Genomic DNA, 20,815 nt, shown 5'->3' with positions numbered 1-20,815 from the left:
CCTACTCGGCCAGGAAGAAGAAGTAGCCGAGGAAGACCAGCATGAGCACCCACATCACCGGGTGCACGTCGCGGATCCGGCCGCGCGCCACCATGACGATCGGGTAGAAGAGCATGCCCATGGCGAGGCCGTTGGCGATGGAGTAGCTCAGCGGCATCAGCACGATGGTGAGGAAGGCCGGAATGGCGTACTCGAGATTCCCCCACTCGATCTCGCCGAGCGAGCGGGCCATCAGCACGCCGACCACGATCAGCGCGGGCGCCGTCACCTCCCCGGCCGAGGCGACCACCGCGAAGATCGGGTAGCAGAACATGGCGATCAGGAACCACCCCGCCGTGGTCACCGCGGTCAGCCCGGTCCGGCCGCCCGCCGAGACGCCCGCGGTGGACTCCACGTAGGCGGTCGTGGTCGAGGTGCCGATGATCGCGCCCGCGGTGGTGCCCACCGAGTCGGCGGCCAGCGCGCTCGCCGCGCGCGGCAACCTGCCCCGTTCATTCAGCAGCCCGGCCTGCTTGGCGACGCCGATCAGGGTGCCGGAGGCGTCGAAGAAGTCGACGAAGAGCATGGTCAGCACGACCACGATCATCTGCCCGGTGAAGGCGTCCGGCAGGTGCACGATGGCCTGGCCGAAGGTCTGGTCCAGGCCGCGGGGCAGCGCCGCGACGCCGTCCGGGAGCTCGACCAGGCCGGTGAGCATCCCGAGCACCGTGGTCGAGACGATGCCGATCAGCACCGCGCCGTGCCTGCCGAGCACCAGGAAGACCACGGTCACGACCAGCCCGAAGAAGGCGAGCAGGGTCCGGCCCTCGGTGAGGTCGCCGAGCTTGACGAAGGTGGCCTCGCTGGCGACCACGAAGCCCGCGTTCTTCAGCCCGATGAAGGCGATGAACAGCCCGATCCCCGCGCCGACCGCGAGCTTCAGCTGCATCGGGATGGAGTCCAGGATGCGTTCGCGGACCTTGGTCACCGCGAGCACGAAGAAGATGATGCCGGAGAGCAGCGTGCCGGAGAGCGCGGTCTGCCACGGGATGCCCATGCTCTGCACCACCGTGAACGCGAAGAACGCGTTCAGCCCCATGCCGGGGGCGAGCGCGATCGGGTAGCGCGCCCAGATCCCCATCACCAGCGTGCCGAAGACGGCGGCGACGGCCGTCGCGGTGAAGACCGCCTGGGTCGGGATGCCGAGCGCGCCGAGCGGGCCCTCGTCGCCGAGGATCGAGGGGTTCACCGCCAGGATGTAGGACATGGCGAGGAAGGTGACGGTGCCCGCCATGAGCTCGCGGCGGTAGGTGGAGCCGAGCTCGGTCACCTGGAAGTACGCGTCCAGCTTCCCGCGGGGTTTCGCGGGCGCGGCAGGTGCCGGGGGTGCGGGGGCGGGCTCGTCGCCGGTCCAGCCGAGCCCCTGTTCGCCCGCGTCCGGGCCGGAGTCGGTCAGGGTGCTCCGCTGCTCGCCCGTGGCGCCGCCGGGTCCACCGGATGCCGGATCGCCGGTGGGCTGCGCCGGATCACCGGCCGCAGCGCCCGCATCCGCGCTCGCGGGCCGCGCAGCGCCCGAGCCCCCCGCTGCGGCGCCGGCCGGTCCGGCGGAACCCGAACCGTGCCGATTCTCGGAATCGCTACCCATGGGACTCTCCGTCCTCGTGAACCATCCGCTCCAGCGCTTTGTACCCCGGAGCGCGGCCGATCACGCGTTGGGCGCGGTGACCAACCCCAGCTCGCCGTCGGAGGCGAGCAGCTCGTGGTGCGGCAGGACGCGCACCGTGTACCCGACCGCACCGGAGAGCGGCACCGGCGTCTCCACCGTGAACAGCTCCAACCCGTTGTCCGACCCGGTGTGCGCCATCGGCACCGCGGTGACATCGGAGAGCTCCTCGGCTGCCGAGACCCGCCCGAACACCGCCTGCACCGCGACGTCCCCGACCCCGAGCCCGGCCAGGTCGACCCGCGCGGTGAGCGAGAGCGGCGCGCCGATGACCGGCGTGTCCGGCAGCCCGGCGCTGTCCACCTGCACCACCGTCACCCCCGGCCACGCCTGCTCGACCCGCCGCCGGTACTCGGCCAGTTCCCGCGCCCCGGCGAACCCGTCCGCCGCGACCCGCCCGAACGAATCCGAGGCCGGCCCGTAGTAGGTCACCGCGTAGTCCCTGACCATGCGCGAGGCCAGCACCTTCGGCCCGAGCGTTTGCAGCGTGTGCCGCACCATCTCGACCCAGCGCGCGGGCAGCCCGGCCCCGTCCCGGTCGTAGAAGCGCGGCGCGACCGTGCGCTCGAAGAGGTCGTAGAGCGCCGCCGCCTCCAGATCGTCCCGGCGCTGCTCGTCGGCGACGCCGTCCGCGCTCGGGATGGCCCAGCCGTTCTCGCCGTCGTACATCTCGTCCCACCACCCGTCCCGGATGGAGAGGTTGAGCCCGCCGTTCAGCGCCGACTTCATCCCCGATGTGCCGCACGCCTCCAGCGGCCGCAGCGGATTGTTCAGCCAGACGTCGCAGCCCCAGTACAGGTGCCGCGCCATCGACATGTCGTAGTCCGGCAGGAACACGATCCGGTGCCGCACCTCGGCGTCATCGGCGAACCGCACCACCTGCTGGATCAGCGCCTTCCCACCGTCGTCGGCCGGATGGCTCTTGCCCGCGACGACCAGCTGCACCGGCCGCTCCGGATCCAGCAGCAGCGACCGCAGCCGCTCCGGATCGCGCAGCATCAGGGTGAGCCGCTTGTAGGTAGGCACCCGCCGCGCGAACCCGACAGTCAGCACACCCGGATCGAAAACCTCGTCCACCCAGCCCAGTTCGGCGGGCGCGGCCCCGCGCTCCAGCCAGGAGGCGCGCACCCGGCGCCGCACCTCGGCGACCAGCCCCGCGCGCAGCGTGTTCCTGGTCGCCCAGAGCTCGCCCGGGTCGACATCGCGCAGTTGCTCCCAGCCGCGCGCCTCCTGCACGAACTCCGCGCCGATCAGCTCGCGCGCCTTCTCCAGCCACTCGCGTGCTGCCCAGGTCGGCGCGTGCACCCCGTTGGTGATCGAGCCGATCGGCACCTCGGCCGGGTCGAAGCCGGGCCACAGCCCCGCGAACATCTCCCGGCTGACCTCACCGTGCAACTTCGAGACGCCGTTCGCCCGCTGCGCCAGCCGCAATCCCATGTGCGCCATGTTGAACACCGCCGGGTCGTTCTCCCGGCCGAGCGCCAGAATCCGCTCCACCTCCAGCCCCGGCAGCAGCGCGGACTCCGCCTCGCCGTGCGCGCCGCCGAAGTAGCGCCGCACCAGCTCGGCCGGGAAGCGGTCGATGCCGGCGGGCACCGGGGTGTGCGTGGTGAACACCGTCCCGGCTCGCACCGCCGTCAGCGCGCTGTCGAAATCCATGCCGCCGGAGACGTATTCGCGAATCCGCTCGACCCCGAGGAAACCGGCGTGCCCCTCGTTCATGTGGAACACGTCGGGATCAGGCAGCCCGGTCGCGCGGGTGTAGGCGCGCACCGCGCGCACCCCGCCGATCCCGGCCAGGATCTCCTGCTTGATCCGATGGTCCTGGTCGCCGCCGTACAGCCGGTCGGTCACCGCGCGCAGCTCCGGATCGTTCTCCGCGATATCGCTGTCGAGCAGCAGCAGCGGCACCCGCCCCACCTGCGCCACCCAGACCCTGGCCCGCAGCACCCGCTGATCCGGCACCGCCACGTGGATCAGCACCGGCGACCCGTCACTGGTCAGCAACCGCAGCGGCAACCCCTGCGGATCCAGCGCCGGATAGTGCTCCAGCTGCCACCCGTCCGCCGAGAGCGACTGCCGGAAGTAGCCGCTGCGATACAGCAGCCCCACCCCGATCAGCGGCAACCCCAGATCGGAGGCGGCCTTGAGATGATCCCCCGCCAGAATCCCGAGCCCGCCCGAGTAGTTCGGCAGCACCTCGGTGACGCCGAACTCCATCGAGAAGTACGCGATCCCGCGCACCCCGTCGCCGTCGGTGTTGCGCTGGAACCAGGCCGGCCGCTCCAGATATTCACGCAGGTCCGCAGCGGCCTCATCCACCCGCCGGACATACTCCGCATCGCCCGCGAGCTCGTCCAGCCTTGCCGGCGCGACCTCGCCGAGCATCCGCACCGGATCGTGGCCGAGCTCGGCCCAGCGCTCCCGATCCAGCTCCGCGAAGAGATCCTGCGTTGGCCAGTGCCAGGACCACCGCAGGTTGGTGGAGAGCTCCCCCAGCGCCGCCAGCCGCTCGGGCAGATGGGCACGGACGGTGAATCGACGCAATGCCTTCACGGGCGGAACCCTACACGGATCAAGGGGAATCGACAGGACACGGAAGGAGCTTCACGGATGGCTCTGACGTGGCGATTCATCGAAGCCGGACGAGCCGTATGGTCAGCGCCACATTCTTCGGCCAACCGCTCAACTCCCCTCATTTTCGATCGATCCGGTCACGAAAGAACTCCCGAAGGCACCGTTCTGCTCAGCTACGGAGCCGCACGCCGTCCAGGCGACCGGCGCGTCAGCGCGGGTGGCAACCGAGGTCGGCGGCCGCGATCGGCGGTGCTGCTCGGCGTCAAGGCGTGCTTGGATGTCGGCGACGGTCGGACGGCCGGACGGGGCGGGCCGACAGCGGTCCCACAACCCGACGACGAGCAGCGCCAGCAGCAGCGCGGCCACAGTGCCGAACAGGATCACCGACGCTCCAGCGGCCACGGCACCGGCGGCTGTCCGTCGATCACCTCGGCCACCAGGTCGGCCCAGTGCCCAGCGAGGTAGCCGACATCGGACCACGCAGCGTGCAGTTGCTCGGCGCTCGGCGGCGGATCCGTGCGCAACAGCCGCTCCGCGGTGACGTGCGCGGCGGCCATGTCGTCGATGACGGCCGCGCACGAGGCGGCGGCGCTGGGCCGGGCACCGGTGTGCTCGATGATCCATTCCGCGATCTGGCGCCGCAGCGCGGTCCTGCTGGTCACGAAGACCGCGTCATCTCCCGGATAGACACCGCGCACGCGGTGTATCGCGGCCAGCATCCGAGCTCGCTCGAGCAGCGTGGTGTCGTGCTGGCGCAGCGGGAAGCGGAACACCGCTGTGAGTTCGCGCCAGTGCGGGAGCTCAGGGCGCGCCGGGGTCACGACAGCGGAGTGGACAGGCGCGCGAGCGCGGCGGCGTAGGGCAGGCACTGCGCTGGATCGTGTCCCGCGTGCTGGGTGAGCAGGCTCGAGGCGTCCCAGCGCTGCAGCGCCGGAGGCGGCTCGGTACACCGGTAAGTGCGCGTCCCGCTTCGCTGGTCGTAGCGGCGCGATCTGTCGGCATCGTCCGGCTGGCTCACCATGGTTCTCCCCTGCTGCGTCGAGCACCCGGCGCCGGTGGCCCGATGACGAAGAACGGCGGGCCGCACGGACCGGAGGCGGGCGTCGGTCGCACCCTCCCTGCGCCGGATGCGTTCTCAGACTCATCGACCGGTACGGCGGAACCCAGGGTCTAAGGCGATGCGCTACCGATACGCTTCCGTCACGGACGTGACAGGTGCTGACAGGGGGAGCGCATGATCGTCGAACGGTGGACCTCCGTCGAGGTGAAAGCCCTTCGCACAGCGGCACTTCGCGACACGCAAGAGCAGTTCGCCGAGCGGCTCGGCTGGGGTGTGCCCACCATCCGCAAGTGGGAGCGGGTGGTCGACGGGAGGTGCGTGCGCGCGAACCGGGCCGAGGACCTCGACACCGTGCTCAGCGACCTCACCGGCGAGCAGTTGCAGCGCTTCGCCGCCGCCCTCACCCAGCACCGCCCCGCCCGCTCGATGCATCCTGGAAGCGCGGCTACGCAGTCTGTAGCCGTGATCGAGGAGGATGCCGATGTGAGACGCCGTGACTTCGGCAAGCTCGCCGCGCTCACTGCCGCGGGCCTGCCCACTTGGGACGGCACCAGCACGCCACGGCTCGGCGCCGCGGAGATCGCGCGTCTGACCGCAATGACCGAAGACCTCCGGGCGGCTGAGCAGCGGATAGGCGGGGCACCGTTGGTCGAGCACGCCGCCACCGCGCTCGATACCGCGCTCGCGCTGCTGCGCCACGGCACCTACAGCGAGGCGGACGGAAGCCGACTCATGGCAGCGATCGGTGATCTCGCGTTGCGCGCGGGGTTCCTCGCCTACGACTCCGACCGGCATACGCTCGCCCGCCGCTGCTACACCGACGCGGTGTCGCTCGCTTCCACCGCCGACGACTCCGAGCTGCTGGCGCACGCCTGCCTGAACGAGGCGTTGCAGGCCATCGCGCTCGCCCGCAAAGGGCACGGCTCGCCGTCCTACGGGCTGGCGCTGATCCGGCGCGCCGCCGACCTCGTGCGCCGCAAGCCGCCCGGCCGCATCCACGCCCTGATCGCCGCCAGGGAAGCCGGCGCGCACGGGGTGGCCGGGGACCGGGCCAGCACCCATAGGGCCGCAGCGATGGCGTGGCGGGAGATGGACTACGCCGTCGAACACGAGCCACTCGACGAGTGCCCGCCCTGGCTGGCCTTCGTCACCCACTCCGAGATCCGATCCCACGAGGCGGGTGCGCACCACGATCTCGGTGACCTGCCGCAGGCGATCTCGCTCTACGAGGTCGCGTGCGCGGAGCCGGCGGGGCCCCGCAACCGGGCGAACAGCCTGGCCTGGCTGAGCGTGGCGCGGGCACAGCTGGGCGACCATACCGGTGCGGCGGATGCCGGGCTTCATGTGCTCGCCGCGCTGGAGCGGGAAGTCTCCTCTATCCGGACCCTGACCGCGCTGCGCCCGGTACGAGCGGCAGTCGGCGGCGAATTCGGAGAACGGTTCGACATGTTGATGACAACGAAAGTTGATGTGTATGAGTGAGTTCCAGCGCTACGACGCTGCCGGTGCCCGAGGTATCCGCGAGGTCGTCGAGACGATCTTCCGGCGCTCGCAAGGCGCGGCGATCGAGTCCGGCGACCCGTTCAAGCAGGTCGCCGCATTCATGGAGCGATTCGACGCCTACACCGCCCCGGCGCGACCGCCGGGGTTCGAGTTGCTGGTGCTCGCGGTCGACGGCGAGCCGGTCGGGCAGGCATGGGGGTGGCCGCTGGGGCAGCGCTCCGGGTGGTGGGAGGGGCTGACCCTCGACGAGGCCGGCGCCGTCCTCGCCGAGTTCACCCGCGAGGACGGGGCGCGGACGTTCGCGTTCTCCGAAATCATGATCGCGGTGGAGCACACCGGCCACGGGCTGGCGCGAGCACTGCACGACGAACTGCTGCGCGGCCGAAACGAGGAGCGCGCGACGCTGCTGGTGAACCCCGACAACGATCGCGCCTATGCCCGATACCGTCGCTGGGGATGGCAGCGAGCCGGCACTCTTCGTCCCAACTGGCCGGACGCCCCGACCTTCGACGTCCTGGTCCTGCCGCTCCCGCTCGGCCCCAGCGGCGGGTGAACAGACCGGCGCCGGAGAAAGTCTGCAACGGGATCGGAAACCCCTCCCCCGCGCGTACCCGGTGACTCCGACACGCACCCGGTAGGTTGATCCCCGTGACCGGCCGCATCGCCATCGACGACACCGCCCCATCGATCCCCGGCAACCGCCCCGCGAAAGCCGCCGTCGGCGAGGTCTTCCCGGTCCGCGCGGTCGTCTGGCGCGAAGGGCACGACGCCGTCGCCGCCACCCTCACCGTCCGCGCCCCCGGCTCGTCCCGCGCGGTCCGCAGCCGAATGACCCCCGACCTCGAGCCGGACGTCTTCAACGGCGCCTTCATCCCGTCCACCCCCGGCACCTGGACCTTCCGCATCGAGGGCTGGAGCGACCCCATCGCCACCTGGCGCTCGGCGGTCGAGAAGAAGCTGGCCGTCGGCCAGACCGCCGCCGACCTCGCCAACGACCTGGAGATCGGCGCCCGCCTCTTCGACCGGGCCGCCCAGGCGGTGCCGAAGCGCCAGTTCGAGAAGCTGCGCGCGGTGGCCGCCGCACTCCGCTCGGCCGAGCAGCTACCGGCCAGGGTCGCCCCCGCGTTCGCCACCGACATCGGGGAGATCCTGCGGGCCAGCCCGCTGCGCGAGCTGGTCACCCGCGGCCCGCAGCACACCGTGCACGTGGAGCGCAGGCGCGCGCTCTTCGGCGCCTGGTACGAGTTCTTCCCGCGCTCCACCGGCGGCCGCGACGCCGAGGGCAGGCCGGTGCACGGCACCTTCAAGACCGCGGCGAAGGAGCTGCCGCGGATCGCCGCCATGGGCTTCGACGTGGTCTACCTGCCGCCGGTGCACCCGATCGGCGAGGTCAACCGCAAGGGCCCGAACAACTCGCTGATCGCCGGGCCCGGCGACGTCGGCTCGCCGTGGGCCATCGGCTCCGCCGCGGGCGGCCACGACGCGCTGCACCCCGAGCTCGGCACGGTCCGCGATTTCAAGGCCTTCGTCGCCGCCGCGGCCAAGCTCAACCTCGAGGTCGCGCTCGACCTGGCGCTGCAGTGCGCCCCCGACCACCCGTGGGTCGCCGCGCACCCGGAGTGGTTCACCACGCTGCCGGACGGCACCATCGCCTTCGCCGAGAACCCGCCGAAGAAGTACCAGGACATCTACCCGATCGACTTCGACAACGACCCGGACGGTCTCTACGCCGAGATCCTGCGCGTGGTCCGGTACTGGATCGGGCTCGGCGTGCGAATCTTCCGGGTCGACAACCCGCACACCAAGCCCGCCGACTTCTGGGAGTGGCTGATCGCGACGGTGCGCGCGGACGACCCGGACGTGATCTTCCTCGCCGAGGCGTTCACCCGCCCGGCCCGGCTCTACGGGCTGGCCCGGCGCGGCTTCAGCCAGTCCTACACCTACTTCACCTGGCGGATCGCCAAGTGGGAGCTCACCCAGTTCGGCGAGGAGCTGGCCGCCAAGGCCGACGAGGCCAGGCCCAACCTCTTCGTCAACACCCCGGACATCCTGCACGAATCGCTGCAGCACGGCGGGCCGGGCATGTTCGCCATCCGCGCGGTGCTCGCCGCGACGCTCGCCCCCAGCTGGGGCGTCTACTCCGGCTTCGAGCTCTTCGAGCACGAGGCGGTGCGCCCGGGCAGCGAGGAGTACCTGAACTCGGAGAAGTACGAGCTGCGGCCGCGCGACTTCGCCGGCGCGCTGGCCCGCGGCGAATCACTGCAACCCTGGCTGACCAGGCTGAACGAGATCCGGCGCGCCCACCCGGCGTTTCAACAGCTGCGCTACGTGCACTTCCATCACGTGGACAACGACGCGCTGATCGCCTACTCCAAGTTCGACCCGGCCACCGGGGACGCGGTGCTGGTGGTGGTGAACCTGAACCCCTTCGGCGCCGAGCAGGGGCTGGTCTCGCTGGATCTGCCCGCCATCGGCCGGGAGTGGCACGACCGCCCGGTGGTGGTCGACGAGGTCACCGGCGCGGAGTACCACTGGGGCCAGACCAACTACGTCCGGCTCGACCCGCCGCAGGCCGTCGCGCATATCCTCGCGCTGCCGTCGGTGCCGCAGCGGCTGCGCCCGCAACTCGCCCAGCGCCGGACGCTGCGATGAAGCGCCGCGACCTGATGCTGCTGGCCGCGGGCACGCACCACGACCCGCACACCGTGCTCGGCGCGCACGCGCACGCCGACGGCACCGCGGTCCGGGTGCTGCGCCCGCTCGCCGAGCGCGTCGCGGTGCGCGTCGGCGGCACCGACCACCCGCTGGAGCCGCTCGGCCACGGGGTCTTCGCCGCGGTGCTCCCCTTCCCGCAGCTCGACGACTACCGCGTGATCGCCACCTACCAGGGCGGCCAGACCGTACTGAGCGCCGACGGCTACCACTTCCTGCCCACGCTCGGCGAGCTCGACCTGCACCTGATCAACGAGGGCAGGCACGAGCGGCTCTGGGACGTGCTCGGCGCGCACCCGCGCCGCTACACCACGCTGGACGGCGAGGTCACCGGCACCTCGTTCGCGGTGTGGGCGCCGAACGCGCGCGGCGTCACCGTGGTCGGCGACTTCGACAGCTGGAGCGGCACCAGCGCACCGATGCGCGCGCTCGGCTCGTCCGGGGTCTGGGAGCTCTTCGTTCCCGGCGTCGGACCGGGCACCAGGTACAAGTACCGGGTGCACGGCGCCGACGGCCGCACCGTCGACCACGCCGACCCGCTCGCCTTCGCCACCGAGCTGCCGCCCGCCACCGCCTCCGTCGTCGCGGAGAGCAGCTACACCTGGGACGACGCCGCCTGGGTTGCCGCCCGCGCCACCGCCGACCCCACCGCCGAGCCGATGAGCGTCTACGAGGTGCACCTCGCCTCCTGGCGGCCCGGGCTCGGCTACCGCGAGCTCGCCGACCAGCTCGCCGAGTACGTCGCCGACGCCGGATTCACGCACGTGGAGCTGCTGCCGGTGGCGGAGCACCCGTTCGGCGGCTCCTGGGGGTACCAGGTCACCTCCTACTACGCCCCGACCGCGCGCTTCGGCAGCCCGGACGATTTCCGCGCCTTCGTGGACCGGCTGCACGCGGCGGGTATCGGCGTCCTGCTGGACTGGGTGCCCGCGCACTTCCCGCGCGACGAGTGGGCGCTGGCCCGCTTCGACGGCGCGCCGCTCTACGAGCACCCGGACCCGCGCCGCGGCGAACAGCTCGACTGGGGCACCTACGTCTTCGACTACGGCCGCAACGAGGTGCGCAACTTCCTGGTCGCGAACGCCCTGTACTGGGTCGAGGAGTTCCACATCGACGGGCTGCGGGTCGATGCCGTCGCCTCCATGCTCTACCTGGACTACTCGCGCGGCGCCGGGCAGTGGGAGCCGAACATCCACGGCGGGCGGGAGAACCTGGAGGCCGTCGACTTCCTGCAGGAGCTCAACGCCACGCTGCACCGGGAGCACCCCGGCGTGGTCACGGTCGCGGAGGAGTCGACGGCGTGGCCGGGGGTCACCCGCGGCACCGATGTCGGCGGGCTCGGCTTCACGATGAAGTGGAACATGGGGTGGATGCACGACACCCTCGGCTACCTGGGGCGCGATCCGATCCACCGCTCCTGGCACCACAGCGAGGTCACCTTCTCGCTGGTGTACGCGTGGAGCGAGAACTACGTGCTGCCGATCAGCCACGACGAGGTGGTGCACGGCAAGGGCACGCTCTGGACCCGGATGCCCGGTGACGATTTCGCCAAGGCGGCGGGGGTGCGGGCCCTGCTCGCCTACATGTGGGCGCACCCCGGCAAGCAGTTGCTCTTCATGGGGCAGGATTTCGGCCAGCACCGGGAGTGGTCGCACGAGCGCGGGCTCGACTGGGGTGAGCTGGAGAACCCGCTGCACGCCGGAATCCTCGGCGTCCTGCGCGACCTGAACGCCACCTACCGCGGGCGCCCCGCGCTCTGGAGTCAGGACACCGCCCCCGGCGGGTACTCCTGGATCGAGGCGGACGACAGTGCCTCGAACGTCCTGGCGTTCCTCCGCTACGGATCGGACGGGTCGGTCGTGGCCTGCGTCTTCAACTTCTCCGGGGGGGCCCACGGCGAATACCGCGTCGGCCTCCCGCACGTCGGCCGCTGGACCGAGATTCTCAACACCGACGCCGCCGACTACGGGGGTTCCGGAATGGGCAATCTCGGCGGGGTCACCGCCGAACCCCACCCCTGGCACGGGCGTCCCGCCAGCGCCACCGTCGCCTTGGCCCCCAACACCGCCATCTGGCTGGCTCCAGAAAAAGAGTAAAAGGTTTTTCTCGGGGCCTGGCGGCCCCGAACCCCACCGAGCACGAGGGCCCTGCGGGCCGGAGCACCGCCCGCGCGAAGCGGCGCACGGGGTTCACGGACCGGCGCCGGGCGTTCCGCGGAGCGGCGCGTGAGTCCCGCGGAGCGGCGCGTAGGTTCCGCGGAGCGGCGCGTAGGTTCCGCGGAGCGGCGCGTAGGTTCCGCGGAGCGGGGCGCGGGTTCCGCGGAGCGGGGCGGGTCCGGGCCCGCAGGGCCCGGGTTACACCGTCACGGTGACGCGACCGCCCGGAGGGCGGGAGCGTCAGTAGAGGGCGGCAGCGAGCTTGCGCCGCGCGGCGACGACGAACGGCTCCCCCTGGTCGAACAGCTCGAACAGCTCGAGCAACCGCGTCCGCGCCGCAGTGCGATCATCACCAGCCGTCACCTTGACCGTGCGGATCAACCGCTCGAACGCCGCCTCGGGCTGCTGATTGAAAAGCTCGAAGTCGGCCGCCTGAACAGCCGCCTCCACATCCGAGGGATTCGCGTCCGCGGTAGCGAGCACCTCCGGCGACAACCCCTGCGCCCGCCCGAGGAACCGCAACTGCCGCAACGCCCCCTTGGCCTCGTCGTTCTCCGGCTCCGCCGCGATGATCGCCTCGTACACCGCCTCGGCCCCGGCGAGATCCCCCCGCTCCAGCGCCTCCTCGGCCGCCACGAACCGCGGATCCTCCTCCGGCTCCGGCTCCCCCGGCTCCCCCGGTTCCCCGCCTTCGAGCTTGCCCGCGACGGCATCGACAACCGCGGTCAACCACTGCCGCACCTGCGGCTCCGGCTGCACCCCTTCGAAATCGGCGAGCGGCTGCCCGGCCGCGATGGCGACGACGGTCGGAATCCCCTGCACCCGCAGCGCCTGCGCGATCCGCATATTGGCCTCGGCCTCGACGGCCGCGAGATCCCAGGCGCCGCCGCTCTCGGCGACGAGCGTCTCGAACAGCCGCACCAGCTCCACGCTGCCGGGGCTGCGCTGCGAGTACAGCACCACCACGACCGGCACCTGCGTGGAGCGGCGCAGCACCCTGTTCTCGAAATCCGCTTCCCCGACGGCATAGTCGCCCGACCCGCTGCCGGCACCCGGGGCACCGGCCGGAGGCTGCTTGAGGCTGGACAGGTCGACCGCCCCCGACATGGCAGCGGCAACGGCGGGCGAGGGACGACGACTGGCTGGTCTGGTCACGGATTCAGTTTGTCACGACCCCGCCGGTCGTCACCATCCGCTCTACGACGCGACCTTGTCGGCCTGCGCACCGACGCGGGTGCCGGGCGCGCTCAGCTCGCCGAGCCTGCCGGTGCGCACGGCCCAGATCTCGAACAGCACGGTGCAGAACGGCGGAATGCTGGAGATCAGCGCCAGCGCCGTCGTTTTCAGGCTCCAGCCCAGCTCACGGGCGGCGAGCAGCGCGGAGAGCACGAACAGCACGAAGACCGCGCCGTGGATCGGGCCGAAGATCTTCACCCCGATCTCGTTGCCCGGATCCGGGATGTACTTGAAGGCCATGCCGACGAGCAGGCCGAGCCAGGACAGCGCCTCCAGCACGGCGAAGAAGCGGAATCTACCGGCGACGCTGCGCAGATCGAAGAAATTCATGCCGACATTGTGCCGGATCAACTACAGAGGGTCGTAGTCGATCCGGTCACAACGGACAATTTCGCGCTCGCGCCGGCCCTACACCCGCACGATCAGCGCGTCACCCTGGCCACCGCCGCCGCACAGCGCAGCGGCGCCGACGCCGCCACCGCGCCGCTTCAGCTCCAGCACCAGGTGCAGCAGGATGCGCGCACCGGACATGCCGAGCGGATGCCCGATCGCGATGGCGCCGCCGTTGACGTTCACCTTGGCCGGGTCGATCCCGAGCTTGCGGGTCGAGGCGATGCCGACCGCGGCGAACGCCTCGTTGATCTCGATCAGATCCAGCTCCGATGGGGCGATCCCCTCGCGCGCACACGCCTTGACGATGGCGTCGGCCGGCTGGTCCTGCAGCGTCGAGTCCGGCCCGGCGACCACGCCGGCGGCGCCGATCTCGGCCAGCCACTCCAGCCCGAGCGCCTCCGCCTTCGCCTTGCTCATCACGACCACCGCGGCCGCGCCGTCGGAGATCTGCGAGGCGCTGCCCGCGGTGATGGTGCCGGTCTTGCTGAACGCGGGCCGCAGCTTGGCCAGCGACTCCGCCGTCGTGTCGGCGCGAATACCCTCGTCCTGCCCGATCACCAGCGGGTCGCCCTTGCGCTGCGGCACCGAGACCGGCACCACCTCGTCGTCGAAGAGCCCGTTCTTCCAGGCCGCCGCGGCGCGCTGGTGCGAGGCCGCCGCGAAGGCGTCCTGCTCCTCGCGGCTCACGAAGTCGGGCCGGTCACCGGCGTTGCGCTGCTCGGTGAGCGCGCCCATCGCCTGGTCGGTGAAGATGTCGTAGAGGCCGTCGTAGGCCATGTGGTCGCGCAGCGTGACATCGCCGTACTTGAAGCCCTCGCGGCTCTTCTCCAGCATGTGCGGCGCCCGGCTCATGGACTCCTGGCCACCGGCGACCACGATCTCGAACTCGCCCGCCCTGATCAGCTGGTCGGCCTGCGCGATGGCGTTGATGCCGGAGAGACAGACCTTGTTCAGGGTCAGCGCGGGCACGCTCATCGGGATGCCGCCCGCCACCGCGGCCTGCCTGGCCGGGATCTGCCCCGCACCCGCGGTGAGCACCTGGCCCATGATCACGTACTCGACCAGCTCCGGTGCGACCCCGCCGCGCTCCAGCGCCGCCTTGATGGCGACGCCGCCGAGATCCGAGCCGCTGAAGTCCTTGAGTCCGCCGAGCAGCCGACCGACCGGGGTACGCGCTCCGGAGACGATCACGGAAGTGGTCACGACGAACCTCACCTTCGTTGTCGAGTTCTGTACTCCACGGTAACCGGTACGACCGCACCACCTGATCGATGGTCCCGCGCTACCGTCGAGTACGTGAGCAACGTAACCGAATCCGCCACCACGCCCGCAGCGATCGTCCCCGGCGACTACGTCGTCGCGATCGACCACGCGGGCATCGCCGTCCCCGATCTGGACACCGCCGTCGCCTGGTACGCCGAGCACCTCGGCATGATCGAGACCCACCGGGAGGTGAACGAGGCGCAGGGTGTGCACGAGGCGATGCTCTCGCTGCCGAACGCACCGGCGGGCGCCACCGCCGTCCAACTGCTGGCCCCGCTGGACGAGAATTCGACCATCGCGAAGTTCATCGATCGCAGTGGCCCCGGCCTGCAACAGCTCGCCTATCGGGTCACCGACATCGAGGCTGTGTCGACCCATCTCCGCGATCGCGGGGTGCGTTTGCTGTACAGCGAGCCGCGCCGCGGAACGGCGGATTCCCGCATCAACTTCATCCATCCGAAGGATGCCGGGGGTGTGCTGATCGAGTTGGTGCAGCCCAAGGCGAATGTCACGAATTAGTATCGGACGCACGACCGGGGAAATCGGCGAAATCTCCTTCCCGGTCGAGTCACCATCAATCCCCAACACGCTGTAGTTTGTGTGCCATGTCGTCACCCGAGTCCGATCGCAATCGCTTCGTTGCGCTCCCCTTCACCGTTGTGCGCAAGGGTTATGCGCAAGACGAGGTGCGTAACTACTTCGACCGTTTCGATGCCGAGCTGCGCGTCACCGCCACCGACCGCGACGCGGCCGCCGCTCAGGCCCGCAACCTCGCGGCCCAGCTGGAGGATGCCAGGGACGAGATCGACGAGCTCCGCAAGGAGGTCGACCGCCTCTCGGTGCCGCCGACCACCGCCGAGGGCATGTCCGACCGCATCTCCCGGATGCTGCGGCTCGCCTCCGACGAGGCCTCCGAGGTCCGCGCGCTCGCGCAGGCCGAGGCGGCCGAGATGGTCTCCATCGCCGAGCAGCAGGCGACCGAGATGCGCGGCAAGTACGAGTCGCTGCTCTCCGAGACCAAGGAGAAGCGCGAGGCGCTCGAGATCGAGTACGAGCAGACCCTCGCCAACGCGCGCTCCGAGTCCGGCAAGATCATCGAGGCCGCGCAGGCCGAGTCCGATCGCATCGCCAAGGAGGCGGAGGCCAAGCGCAAGGCCGCGCAGCAGGACTTCGAGGTCACCATGGCGGAGCGGCGCACCAAGCTGACCCGCGCCATGGAGGAGCTCGAGGCCACCTCCCGCGCCGAGGCCGCGCAGCGGATCAAGGACGCCACGGACGAGGCCAACCGCCTCATCTCGTCGGCCACCCAGACCTCCGATCGCAAGATCGCGCACGCCAAGGAACTGGCCGAGGAGATGCGCGTGCTGCGCGGGCGGGTGCTCGCCCAGCTGCTCGGCATCCGCGGCCAGCTCGATTCGGTGCCCGCGATGCTCGCCGCGGTCAACCGGGAGAGCGAACTGCTCGACGGTTCCCCTGAGCAGCAGCGCAAGTCCATCGGCAACGGCGCCAAGCCGGTCGCCGGGACGCGGCCGAAGGCCATCCAGGAAGCCGCCGACGAGGACGACGACGTCGTCGAGGAGCGGGAGAACGCCAACCTCAGCAACTGACGTCGGCTTCGACGTGACGGCGACGATGTAGTACCCACGAAGGCCGTCCCAGCAGGGGCGGCCTTCGTGCTGGTATCGCCGGCACGAGTTTCATGACCATCGGCGGGTGATGCGCCGCGTCCCCCGCCCCTCCCAGCAGCCCCGGTGCCAGTGCCGCCGGTCCTCCTCCCCGCCGTAGGCGGGCCAGGCGACCAGGTGCGCCACGCCCGGGGCTATTTCGTGGTCACACCCCGGGCAGCGGTACGGCTTGAGCGCACGGCTGCCGGGGATGGTCCGCACGGTGTAGACCTCGTCCCCGTCCGGCCCCGGCTCGCTCCGCCCGAACACATCGCCGAGCGGCCGCGGCGAGTCCGTCCGGTGGGCGGCACGCGCTTTTCTGCGTGACATGCCGCCAGGGTAGCGGCCCGGTCTCAGAAGAGCCGGAACTCGTTGCTCTCCGTGCCGCGCAGGGCGTTGTAATCGAGGGTCAGGCAGCGGATCCCGCGGTCCTCGGCGAGCGTCCGCGCCTGCGGCTTGATCTGCTGCGCCGCGAACACGCCGGCGACCGGAGCCAGCAGCGGGTCGCGATTCAGCAATTCGAGGTAGCGGGTAAGTTGCTCGACCCCGTCGATCTCGCCGCGGCGCTTGATCTCCACCGCCACGGTCGACCCCCCGGCATCCCGGCAGAGCAGGTCGACCGGCCCGATGGCGGTCATGTACTCCCGCCGCACCAGGGTGTAGCCGGTGCCGAGCGTCTGCACGTGCTCGGCCAGGAGCTCCTGCAGGTGCGCCTCGACGCCGTCCTTCACCAGCCCCGGGTCGATGCCGAGTTCGTGCGAGGAGTCGTGCTCGATCGCCTCGATGGTGATCCGGAGCTGCTCCCCGGCCTTGTTGGTGACCACCCAGAGCGCCACAGCGCCCTCGGGGAACTCGGGGGACTCCGGACCACGTTCCTCGACCCAGCAGGGCGGGCTCATCCAATTCAGCGGCTTGTACGAGCCACCGTCGGAATGGACCAGCACCGAACCGTCGGCTTTCGTCATGAGCAGCCGGCGGGCCATCGGGAGGTGGGCGGTCAGCCGCCCCACGTAGTCGACCTGGCAACGGGCAATCACAAGGCGCACCGGGCCGAGTGTAGATCACGTCCCCGGAAACGACTGAAGGCCCCACCAACGAATTGGTGGGGCCTTCAGTGACAATTTGTTCCGGCGGTGTCCTACTCTCCCACACCCTGTCGAGTGCAGTACCATCGGCGCTGGCAGGCTTAGCTTCCGGGTTCGGAATGGGACCGGGCGTTTCCCTGCCGCTATAACCGCCGTAACTCTGTGAAACGAACACGAACCGTGTTGTTTCAGAACCGTACAGTGGACGCGTAGCAATCTTTGTTGGTAAGCCCTCGGCCTATTAGTACCAGTCACCTCCACGCATTACTGCGCTTCCAGTTCCGGCCTATCAACCCCATGGTCTGTAGGGGGCCTTAACCACTCGATGGTGGTGAGAAACCTCATCTTGGAACAGGCTTCCCGCTTAGATGCTTTCAGCGGTTATCCCTTCCGAACGTAGCCAACCAGCAGTGCCCTTGGCAGGACAACTGGCACACCAGAGGTTCGTCCGTCCCGGTCCTCTCGTACTAGGGACAGCCTTCCTCAAGTTTCTGACGCGCGCGGCGGATAGAGACCGAACTGTCTCACGACGTTCTAAACCCAGCTCGCGTGCCGCTTTAATGGGCGAACAGCCCAACCCTTGGGACCTACTCCGGCCCCAGGATGCGACGAGCCGACATCGAGGTGCCAAACCATCCCGTCGATATGGACTCTTGGGGAAGATCAGCCTGTTATCCCCGGGGTACCTTTTATCCGTTGAGCGACACCGCTTCCACATGCCGGTGCCGGATCACTAGTCCCGACTTTCGTCCCTGCTCGACCTGTCAGTCTCACAGTCAAGCTCCCTTGTGCACTTGCACTCGACACCTGATTGCCAACCAGGCTGAGGGAACCTTTGGGCGCCTCCGTTACATTTTGGGAGGCAACCGCCCCAGTTAAACTACCCACCAGGCACTGTCCCTGAACCAGATCATGGCCCGAGGTTAGAAGTCCAATACGATCAGAGTGGTATTTCAACGATGACTCCACGAACACTGGCGTGCCCGCTTCACAGTCTCCCACCTATCCTACACAAACCGTACCGAACACCAATACCAAGCTATAGTGAAGGTCCCGGGGTCTTTTCGTCCTGCCGCGCGTAACGAGCATCTTTACTCGTAATGCAATTTCGCCGAGTCTGTGGTTGAGACAGCAGAGAAGTCGTTACGCCATTCGTGCAGGTCGGAACTTACCCGACAAGGAATTTCGCTACCTTAGGATGGTTATAGTTACCACCGCCGTTTACCGGGGCTTAAATTCTCAGCTTCGCCCCCTAAAGGGCTAACCGGTCCTCTTAACCTTCCGGCACCGGGCAGGCGTCAGTCCGTATACATCGTCTTACGACTTCGCACGGACCTGTGTTTTTAGTAAACAGTCGCTTCTCTCTGGTCTCTGCGACCACCACCAGCTCACGGAGTAAATCCGGTCACCAGTGTTGGTCCCCCTTCTCCCGAAGTTACGGGGGCATTTTGCCGAGTTCCTTAACCACAGTTCTCTCGATCGCCTCGGTATTCTCTACCTGACCACCTGTGTCGGTTTGGGGTACGGGCCGTGTACCAACTCACTAGAGGCTTTTCTCGGCAGCATAGGATCACTGAATTCACCTCAATCGGCTACGCATCACCTCTCAGGCTATATGCTGTGCGGATTTGCCTACACAACGCCCTACAGGCTTACACCCGGACAACCATTACCGGGCCCAGCTACCTTCCTGCGTCACCCCATCGCTTGACTACTACACCCAGGGTCACGCGCATCCCCCTCTCCTCACCCGAAGGTGATGGATCCGGTTCAGGGCGTTTAGCACAGATGATTCGCCATTGGGCGCGGATACACGGGTACGGGAATATCAACCCGTTGTCCATCGACTACGCCTGTCGGCCTCGCCTTAGGTCCCGACTCACCCTGGGCGGATTAACCTGGCCCAGGAACCCTTGGTCATTCGGCGGACGAGTTTCTCACTCGTCTTTCGCTACTCATGCCTGCATTCTCACTCGCACACCCTCCACAACTAGCTCACGCTGCTGCTTCCCAGGATGCACGACGCTCCCCTACCCACCCCCACCACTAGACACGACCCCGCAGGATCGAGCCGATGTATTGTGGGAGTGCCGCGGCTTCGGCGGTGTACTTGAGCCCCGCTACATTGTCGGCGCAGGATCACTTGACCAGTGAGCTATTACGCACTCTTTCAAGGGTGGCTGCTTCTAAGCCAACCTCCTGGTTGTCTTCGCGACCCCACATCCTTTTCCACTTAGTACACGCTTAGGGGCCTTAGCCGGCGATCTGGGCTGTTTCCCTCTCGACTACGAAGCTTATCCCCCGCAGTCTCACTGCCACGCTCTCACACCCCGGCATTCGGAGTTTGGCTGACTTCGGTAAGCTTGTGGGCCCCCTAGGCCATCCAGTAGCTCTACCTCCGGAGTGAAACACGTGACGCTGCACCTAAATGCATTTCGGGGAGAACCAGCTATCACGGAGTTTGATTGGCCTTTCACCCCTACCCACAACTCATCCCCTCAGTTTTCAACCTAAGTGGGTTCGGGCCTCCACGACGTCTTACCGTCGCTTCACCCTGGCCATGGGTAGATCACTCCGCTTCGGGTCTAGAACACACGACTCAACGCCCTATTCGGACTCGCTTTCGCTACGGCTACCCCACACGGGTTAACCTCGCCACATGCCACTAACTCGCAGGCTCATTCTTCAAAAGGCACGCCATCACCCACCACAGACCAAACTGTGCACAGGCTCTGACGGATTGTAAGCGTCCGGTTTCAGGTACTATTTCACTCCCCTCCCGGGGTACTTTTCACCTTTCCCTCACGGTACTAGTCCGCTATCGGTCACCAGGGAGTATTCAGGCTTACCGGGTGGTCCCGGCAGATTCACAGCAGATTTCACGGGCCCGCTGCTACTCGGGCATCACCTACGACAGGGAACATGTTTTCGTCTACCGGACTCTCACCGTCTACGGTCGGCCATCCCAGACCACTTCGACTAACACGCACCTTTCTGACTGTCGCCCAGCTCGGCAGAACCGGGAAAAATGACCCCACGACCCCACACGTGCAACACCTGCCGGCTATCACACACGCATGGTTTAGCCTCATCCGCTTTCGCTCGCCACTACTCACGGAATCACTGTTGTTTTCTCTTCCTGCGGGTACTGAGATGTTTCACTTCCCCGCGTTCCCTCCACACACCCTATACATTCAGATGCGGGTGACACGACATCACTCGTGCCGGGTTTCCCCATTCGGACATCCTCGGATCACAGCTCGGTTGACAGCTCCCCGAGGCTTATCGCAGCCTCCTACGTCCTTCATCGGCTCCTGGTGCCAAGGCATCCACCGAACGCTCTTAAACACTTACAAACAAAGATGCTCGCGTCCACTGTACAGTTCTCAAACAACACACAAGACCACATCCCTGCTCAGCACCAGCCAAGGCACAAAGCCCCGCGGTATGACTGAAGACCGGTC

The 20,815-nt window shown here is 68.5% G+C and carries 16 protein-coding genes and 2 rRNA genes; 6 read left to right on the top strand and 12 right to left on the bottom strand.

Features of this window, described 5'->3' with window-relative positions; all coding sequences use genetic code 11:
* Nucleotide 1: 1 nt before the first annotated feature.
* From LTT61_RS24005 to LTT61_RS23985, 5 genes are all read right to left on the bottom strand, one after another.
* Nucleotides 2-1,624, bottom strand: coding sequence for an NCS2 family permease (locus LTT61_RS24005; RefSeq protein WP_269821791.1), 1,623 nt, complete (start codon nucleotides 1,622-1,624; stop codon nucleotides 2-4).
* A gap of 60 nt (nucleotides 1,625-1,684) precedes the next feature.
* Nucleotides 1,685-4,258, bottom strand: a complete 2,574-nt coding sequence (gene glgP, locus LTT61_RS24000; protein ID WP_233016305.1) for an alpha-glucan family phosphorylase — start codon at nucleotides 4,256-4,258, stop codon at nucleotides 1,685-1,687.
* Between the two features lie 129 nt (nucleotides 4,259-4,387).
* Nucleotides 4,388-4,663, bottom strand: coding sequence for a hypothetical protein (locus LTT61_RS23995; protein ID WP_233016304.1), 276 nt, complete (start codon nucleotides 4,661-4,663; stop codon nucleotides 4,388-4,390).
* Nucleotides 4,660-5,100, bottom strand: coding sequence for a hypothetical protein (locus tag LTT61_RS23990; protein ID WP_233016303.1), 441 nt, complete (start codon nucleotides 5,098-5,100; stop codon nucleotides 4,660-4,662). The genes LTT61_RS23995 and LTT61_RS23990 overlap by 4 nt, the downstream gene beginning before the upstream one ends.
* On the bottom strand, nucleotides 5,097-5,300 hold the full coding sequence (locus LTT61_RS23985; RefSeq protein ID WP_233016302.1) for a hypothetical protein: 204 nt from the start codon (nucleotides 5,298-5,300) through the stop codon (nucleotides 5,097-5,099). The genes LTT61_RS23990 and LTT61_RS23985 overlap by 4 nt, the downstream gene beginning before the upstream one ends.
* 213 nt (nucleotides 5,301-5,513) lie before the next feature.
* Between LTT61_RS23985 and LTT61_RS23980 the strand changes: the two genes are divergently transcribed.
* From LTT61_RS23980 to glgB, 4 genes are all read left to right on the top strand, one after another.
* Nucleotides 5,514-6,821 carry a hypothetical protein gene (locus LTT61_RS23980; protein WP_233016301.1) on the top strand — a complete coding sequence of 436 codons (1,308 nt, stop codon included), beginning with the start codon at nucleotides 5,514-5,516 and terminating at the stop codon, nucleotides 6,819-6,821.
* Nucleotides 6,814-7,395: a GNAT family N-acetyltransferase gene (locus LTT61_RS23975; protein WP_233016300.1), complete on the top strand. Its 582-nt coding sequence runs from the start codon at nucleotides 6,814-6,816 to the stop codon at nucleotides 7,393-7,395. Before LTT61_RS23980 ends, LTT61_RS23975 begins: the two co-directional genes overlap by 8 nt.
* 95 nt (nucleotides 7,396-7,490) lie before the next feature.
* Nucleotides 7,491-9,494 (top strand): alpha-1,4-glucan--maltose-1-phosphate maltosyltransferase, encoded by a 2,004-nt coding sequence (locus LTT61_RS23970; RefSeq protein WP_233016299.1) that lies wholly within the window; start codon nucleotides 7,491-7,493, stop codon nucleotides 9,492-9,494.
* Nucleotides 9,491-11,650 carry a 1,4-alpha-glucan branching protein GlgB gene (gene glgB / locus LTT61_RS23965; RefSeq protein WP_233016298.1) on the top strand — a complete coding sequence of 720 codons (2,160 nt, stop codon included), beginning with the start codon at nucleotides 9,491-9,493 and terminating at the stop codon, nucleotides 11,648-11,650. Before LTT61_RS23970 ends, glgB begins: the two co-directional genes overlap by 4 nt.
* Nucleotides 11,651-11,950: 300 nt before the next feature.
* Here glgB and LTT61_RS23960 read toward each other — a convergent pair whose 3' ends face one another.
* The 3 genes from LTT61_RS23960 to LTT61_RS23950 form a co-directional block, all read right to left on the bottom strand.
* Entirely contained in the window at nucleotides 11,951-12,817 is an 867-nt protein-coding gene (locus LTT61_RS23960) for a tetratricopeptide repeat protein (protein WP_233021168.1), read from the bottom strand.
* 90 nt (nucleotides 12,818-12,907) lie between these two features.
* Nucleotides 12,908-13,276: a DUF3817 domain-containing protein gene (locus tag LTT61_RS23955; RefSeq protein ID WP_233016297.1), complete on the bottom strand. Its 369-nt coding sequence runs from the start codon at nucleotides 13,274-13,276 to the stop codon at nucleotides 12,908-12,910.
* 78 nt (nucleotides 13,277-13,354) lie between these two features.
* Nucleotides 13,355-14,542, bottom strand: coding sequence for an acetyl-CoA C-acetyltransferase (locus tag LTT61_RS23950; protein WP_233016296.1), 1,188 nt, complete (start codon nucleotides 14,540-14,542; stop codon nucleotides 13,355-13,357).
* Nucleotides 14,543-14,635: 93 nt separating this feature from the next.
* Here LTT61_RS23950 and mce point away from each other — a divergent pair, with 93 nt between their 5' ends.
* Both mce and LTT61_RS23940 read left to right on the top strand, forming a co-directional pair.
* Nucleotides 14,636-15,121, top strand: a complete 486-nt coding sequence (gene mce / locus LTT61_RS23945) for a methylmalonyl-CoA epimerase (protein ID WP_233016295.1) — start codon at nucleotides 14,636-14,638, stop codon at nucleotides 15,119-15,121.
* Nucleotides 15,122-15,207: 86 nt separating this feature from the next.
* Nucleotides 15,208-16,209 carry a hypothetical protein gene (locus tag LTT61_RS23940; RefSeq protein WP_233016294.1) on the top strand — a complete coding sequence of 334 codons (1,002 nt, stop codon included), beginning with the start codon at nucleotides 15,208-15,210 and terminating at the stop codon, nucleotides 16,207-16,209.
* A gap of 90 nt (nucleotides 16,210-16,299) precedes the next feature.
* On the opposite strand, the gene LTT61_RS23935 is transcribed toward LTT61_RS23940, so the two are convergent.
* From LTT61_RS23935 to LTT61_RS23920, 4 genes are all read right to left on the bottom strand, one after another.
* Nucleotides 16,300-16,596 carry an ATP/GTP-binding protein gene (locus LTT61_RS23935; RefSeq protein WP_233016293.1) on the bottom strand — a complete coding sequence of 99 codons (297 nt, stop codon included), beginning with the start codon at nucleotides 16,594-16,596 and terminating at the stop codon, nucleotides 16,300-16,302.
* A gap of 23 nt (nucleotides 16,597-16,619) precedes the next feature.
* Complete coding sequence (gene nucS / locus LTT61_RS23930; protein ID WP_233016292.1) at nucleotides 16,620-17,312, bottom strand: endonuclease NucS; 693 nt, start codon at nucleotides 17,310-17,312, stop codon at nucleotides 16,620-16,622.
* 79 nt (nucleotides 17,313-17,391) lie between these two features.
* Nucleotides 17,392-17,508 (bottom strand): 5S ribosomal RNA (rrf, locus tag LTT61_RS23925).
* A 64-nt stretch (nucleotides 17,509-17,572) separates the two neighbouring features.
* Nucleotides 17,573-20,707: ribosomal RNA gene (locus tag LTT61_RS23920) — 23S ribosomal RNA — on the bottom strand.
* Nucleotides 20,708-20,815: the final 108 nt, after the last annotated feature.

Source organism: Nocardia asteroides, assembly GCF_021183625.1.
GTDB lineage: Bacteria > Actinomycetota > Actinomycetes > Mycobacteriales > Mycobacteriaceae > Nocardia > Nocardia asteroides_A.
The sequence above is the reverse complement of the archived record's forward strand: the minus strand, read 5'-3'. Positions and strand labels throughout refer to the sequence as shown.

What these genes read in the sequence shown, in the direction of transcription:
- LTT61_RS23985 (WP_233016302.1), bottom strand. Translation starts at nt 5,300, where the DNA reads ATGGTGAGCCAGCCGGACGATGCCGACAGATCGCGCCGCTACGACCAG.
- LTT61_RS23935 (WP_233016293.1), bottom strand. Translation starts at nt 16,596, where the DNA reads ATGTCACGCAGAAAAGCGCGTGCCGCCCACCGGACGGACTCGCCGCGG.
- LTT61_RS23980 (WP_233016301.1), top strand. Translation starts at nt 5,514, where the DNA reads ATGATCGTCGAACGGTGGACCTCCGTCGAGGTGAAAGCCCTTCGCACA.
- LTT61_RS23955 (WP_233016297.1), bottom strand. Translation starts at nt 13,276, where the DNA reads ATGAATTTCTTCGATCTGCGCAGCGTCGCCGGTAGATTCCGCTTCTTC.
- LTT61_RS23960 (WP_233021168.1), bottom strand. Translation starts at nt 12,817, where the DNA reads ATGTCGGGGGCGGTCGACCTGTCCAGCCTCAAGCAGCCTCCGGCCGGT.
- LTT61_RS24005 (WP_269821791.1), bottom strand. Translation starts at nt 1,624, where the DNA reads ATGGGTAGCGATTCCGAGAATCGGCACGGTTCGGGTTCCGCCGGACCG.
- LTT61_RS23940 (WP_233016294.1), top strand. Translation starts at nt 15,208, where the DNA reads ATGTCGTCACCCGAGTCCGATCGCAATCGCTTCGTTGCGCTCCCCTTC.
- glgB (WP_233016298.1), top strand. Translation starts at nt 9,491, where the DNA reads ATGAAGCGCCGCGACCTGATGCTGCTGGCCGCGGGCACGCACCACGAC.
- LTT61_RS23975 (WP_233016300.1), top strand. Translation starts at nt 6,814, where the DNA reads ATGAGTGAGTTCCAGCGCTACGACGCTGCCGGTGCCCGAGGTATCCGC.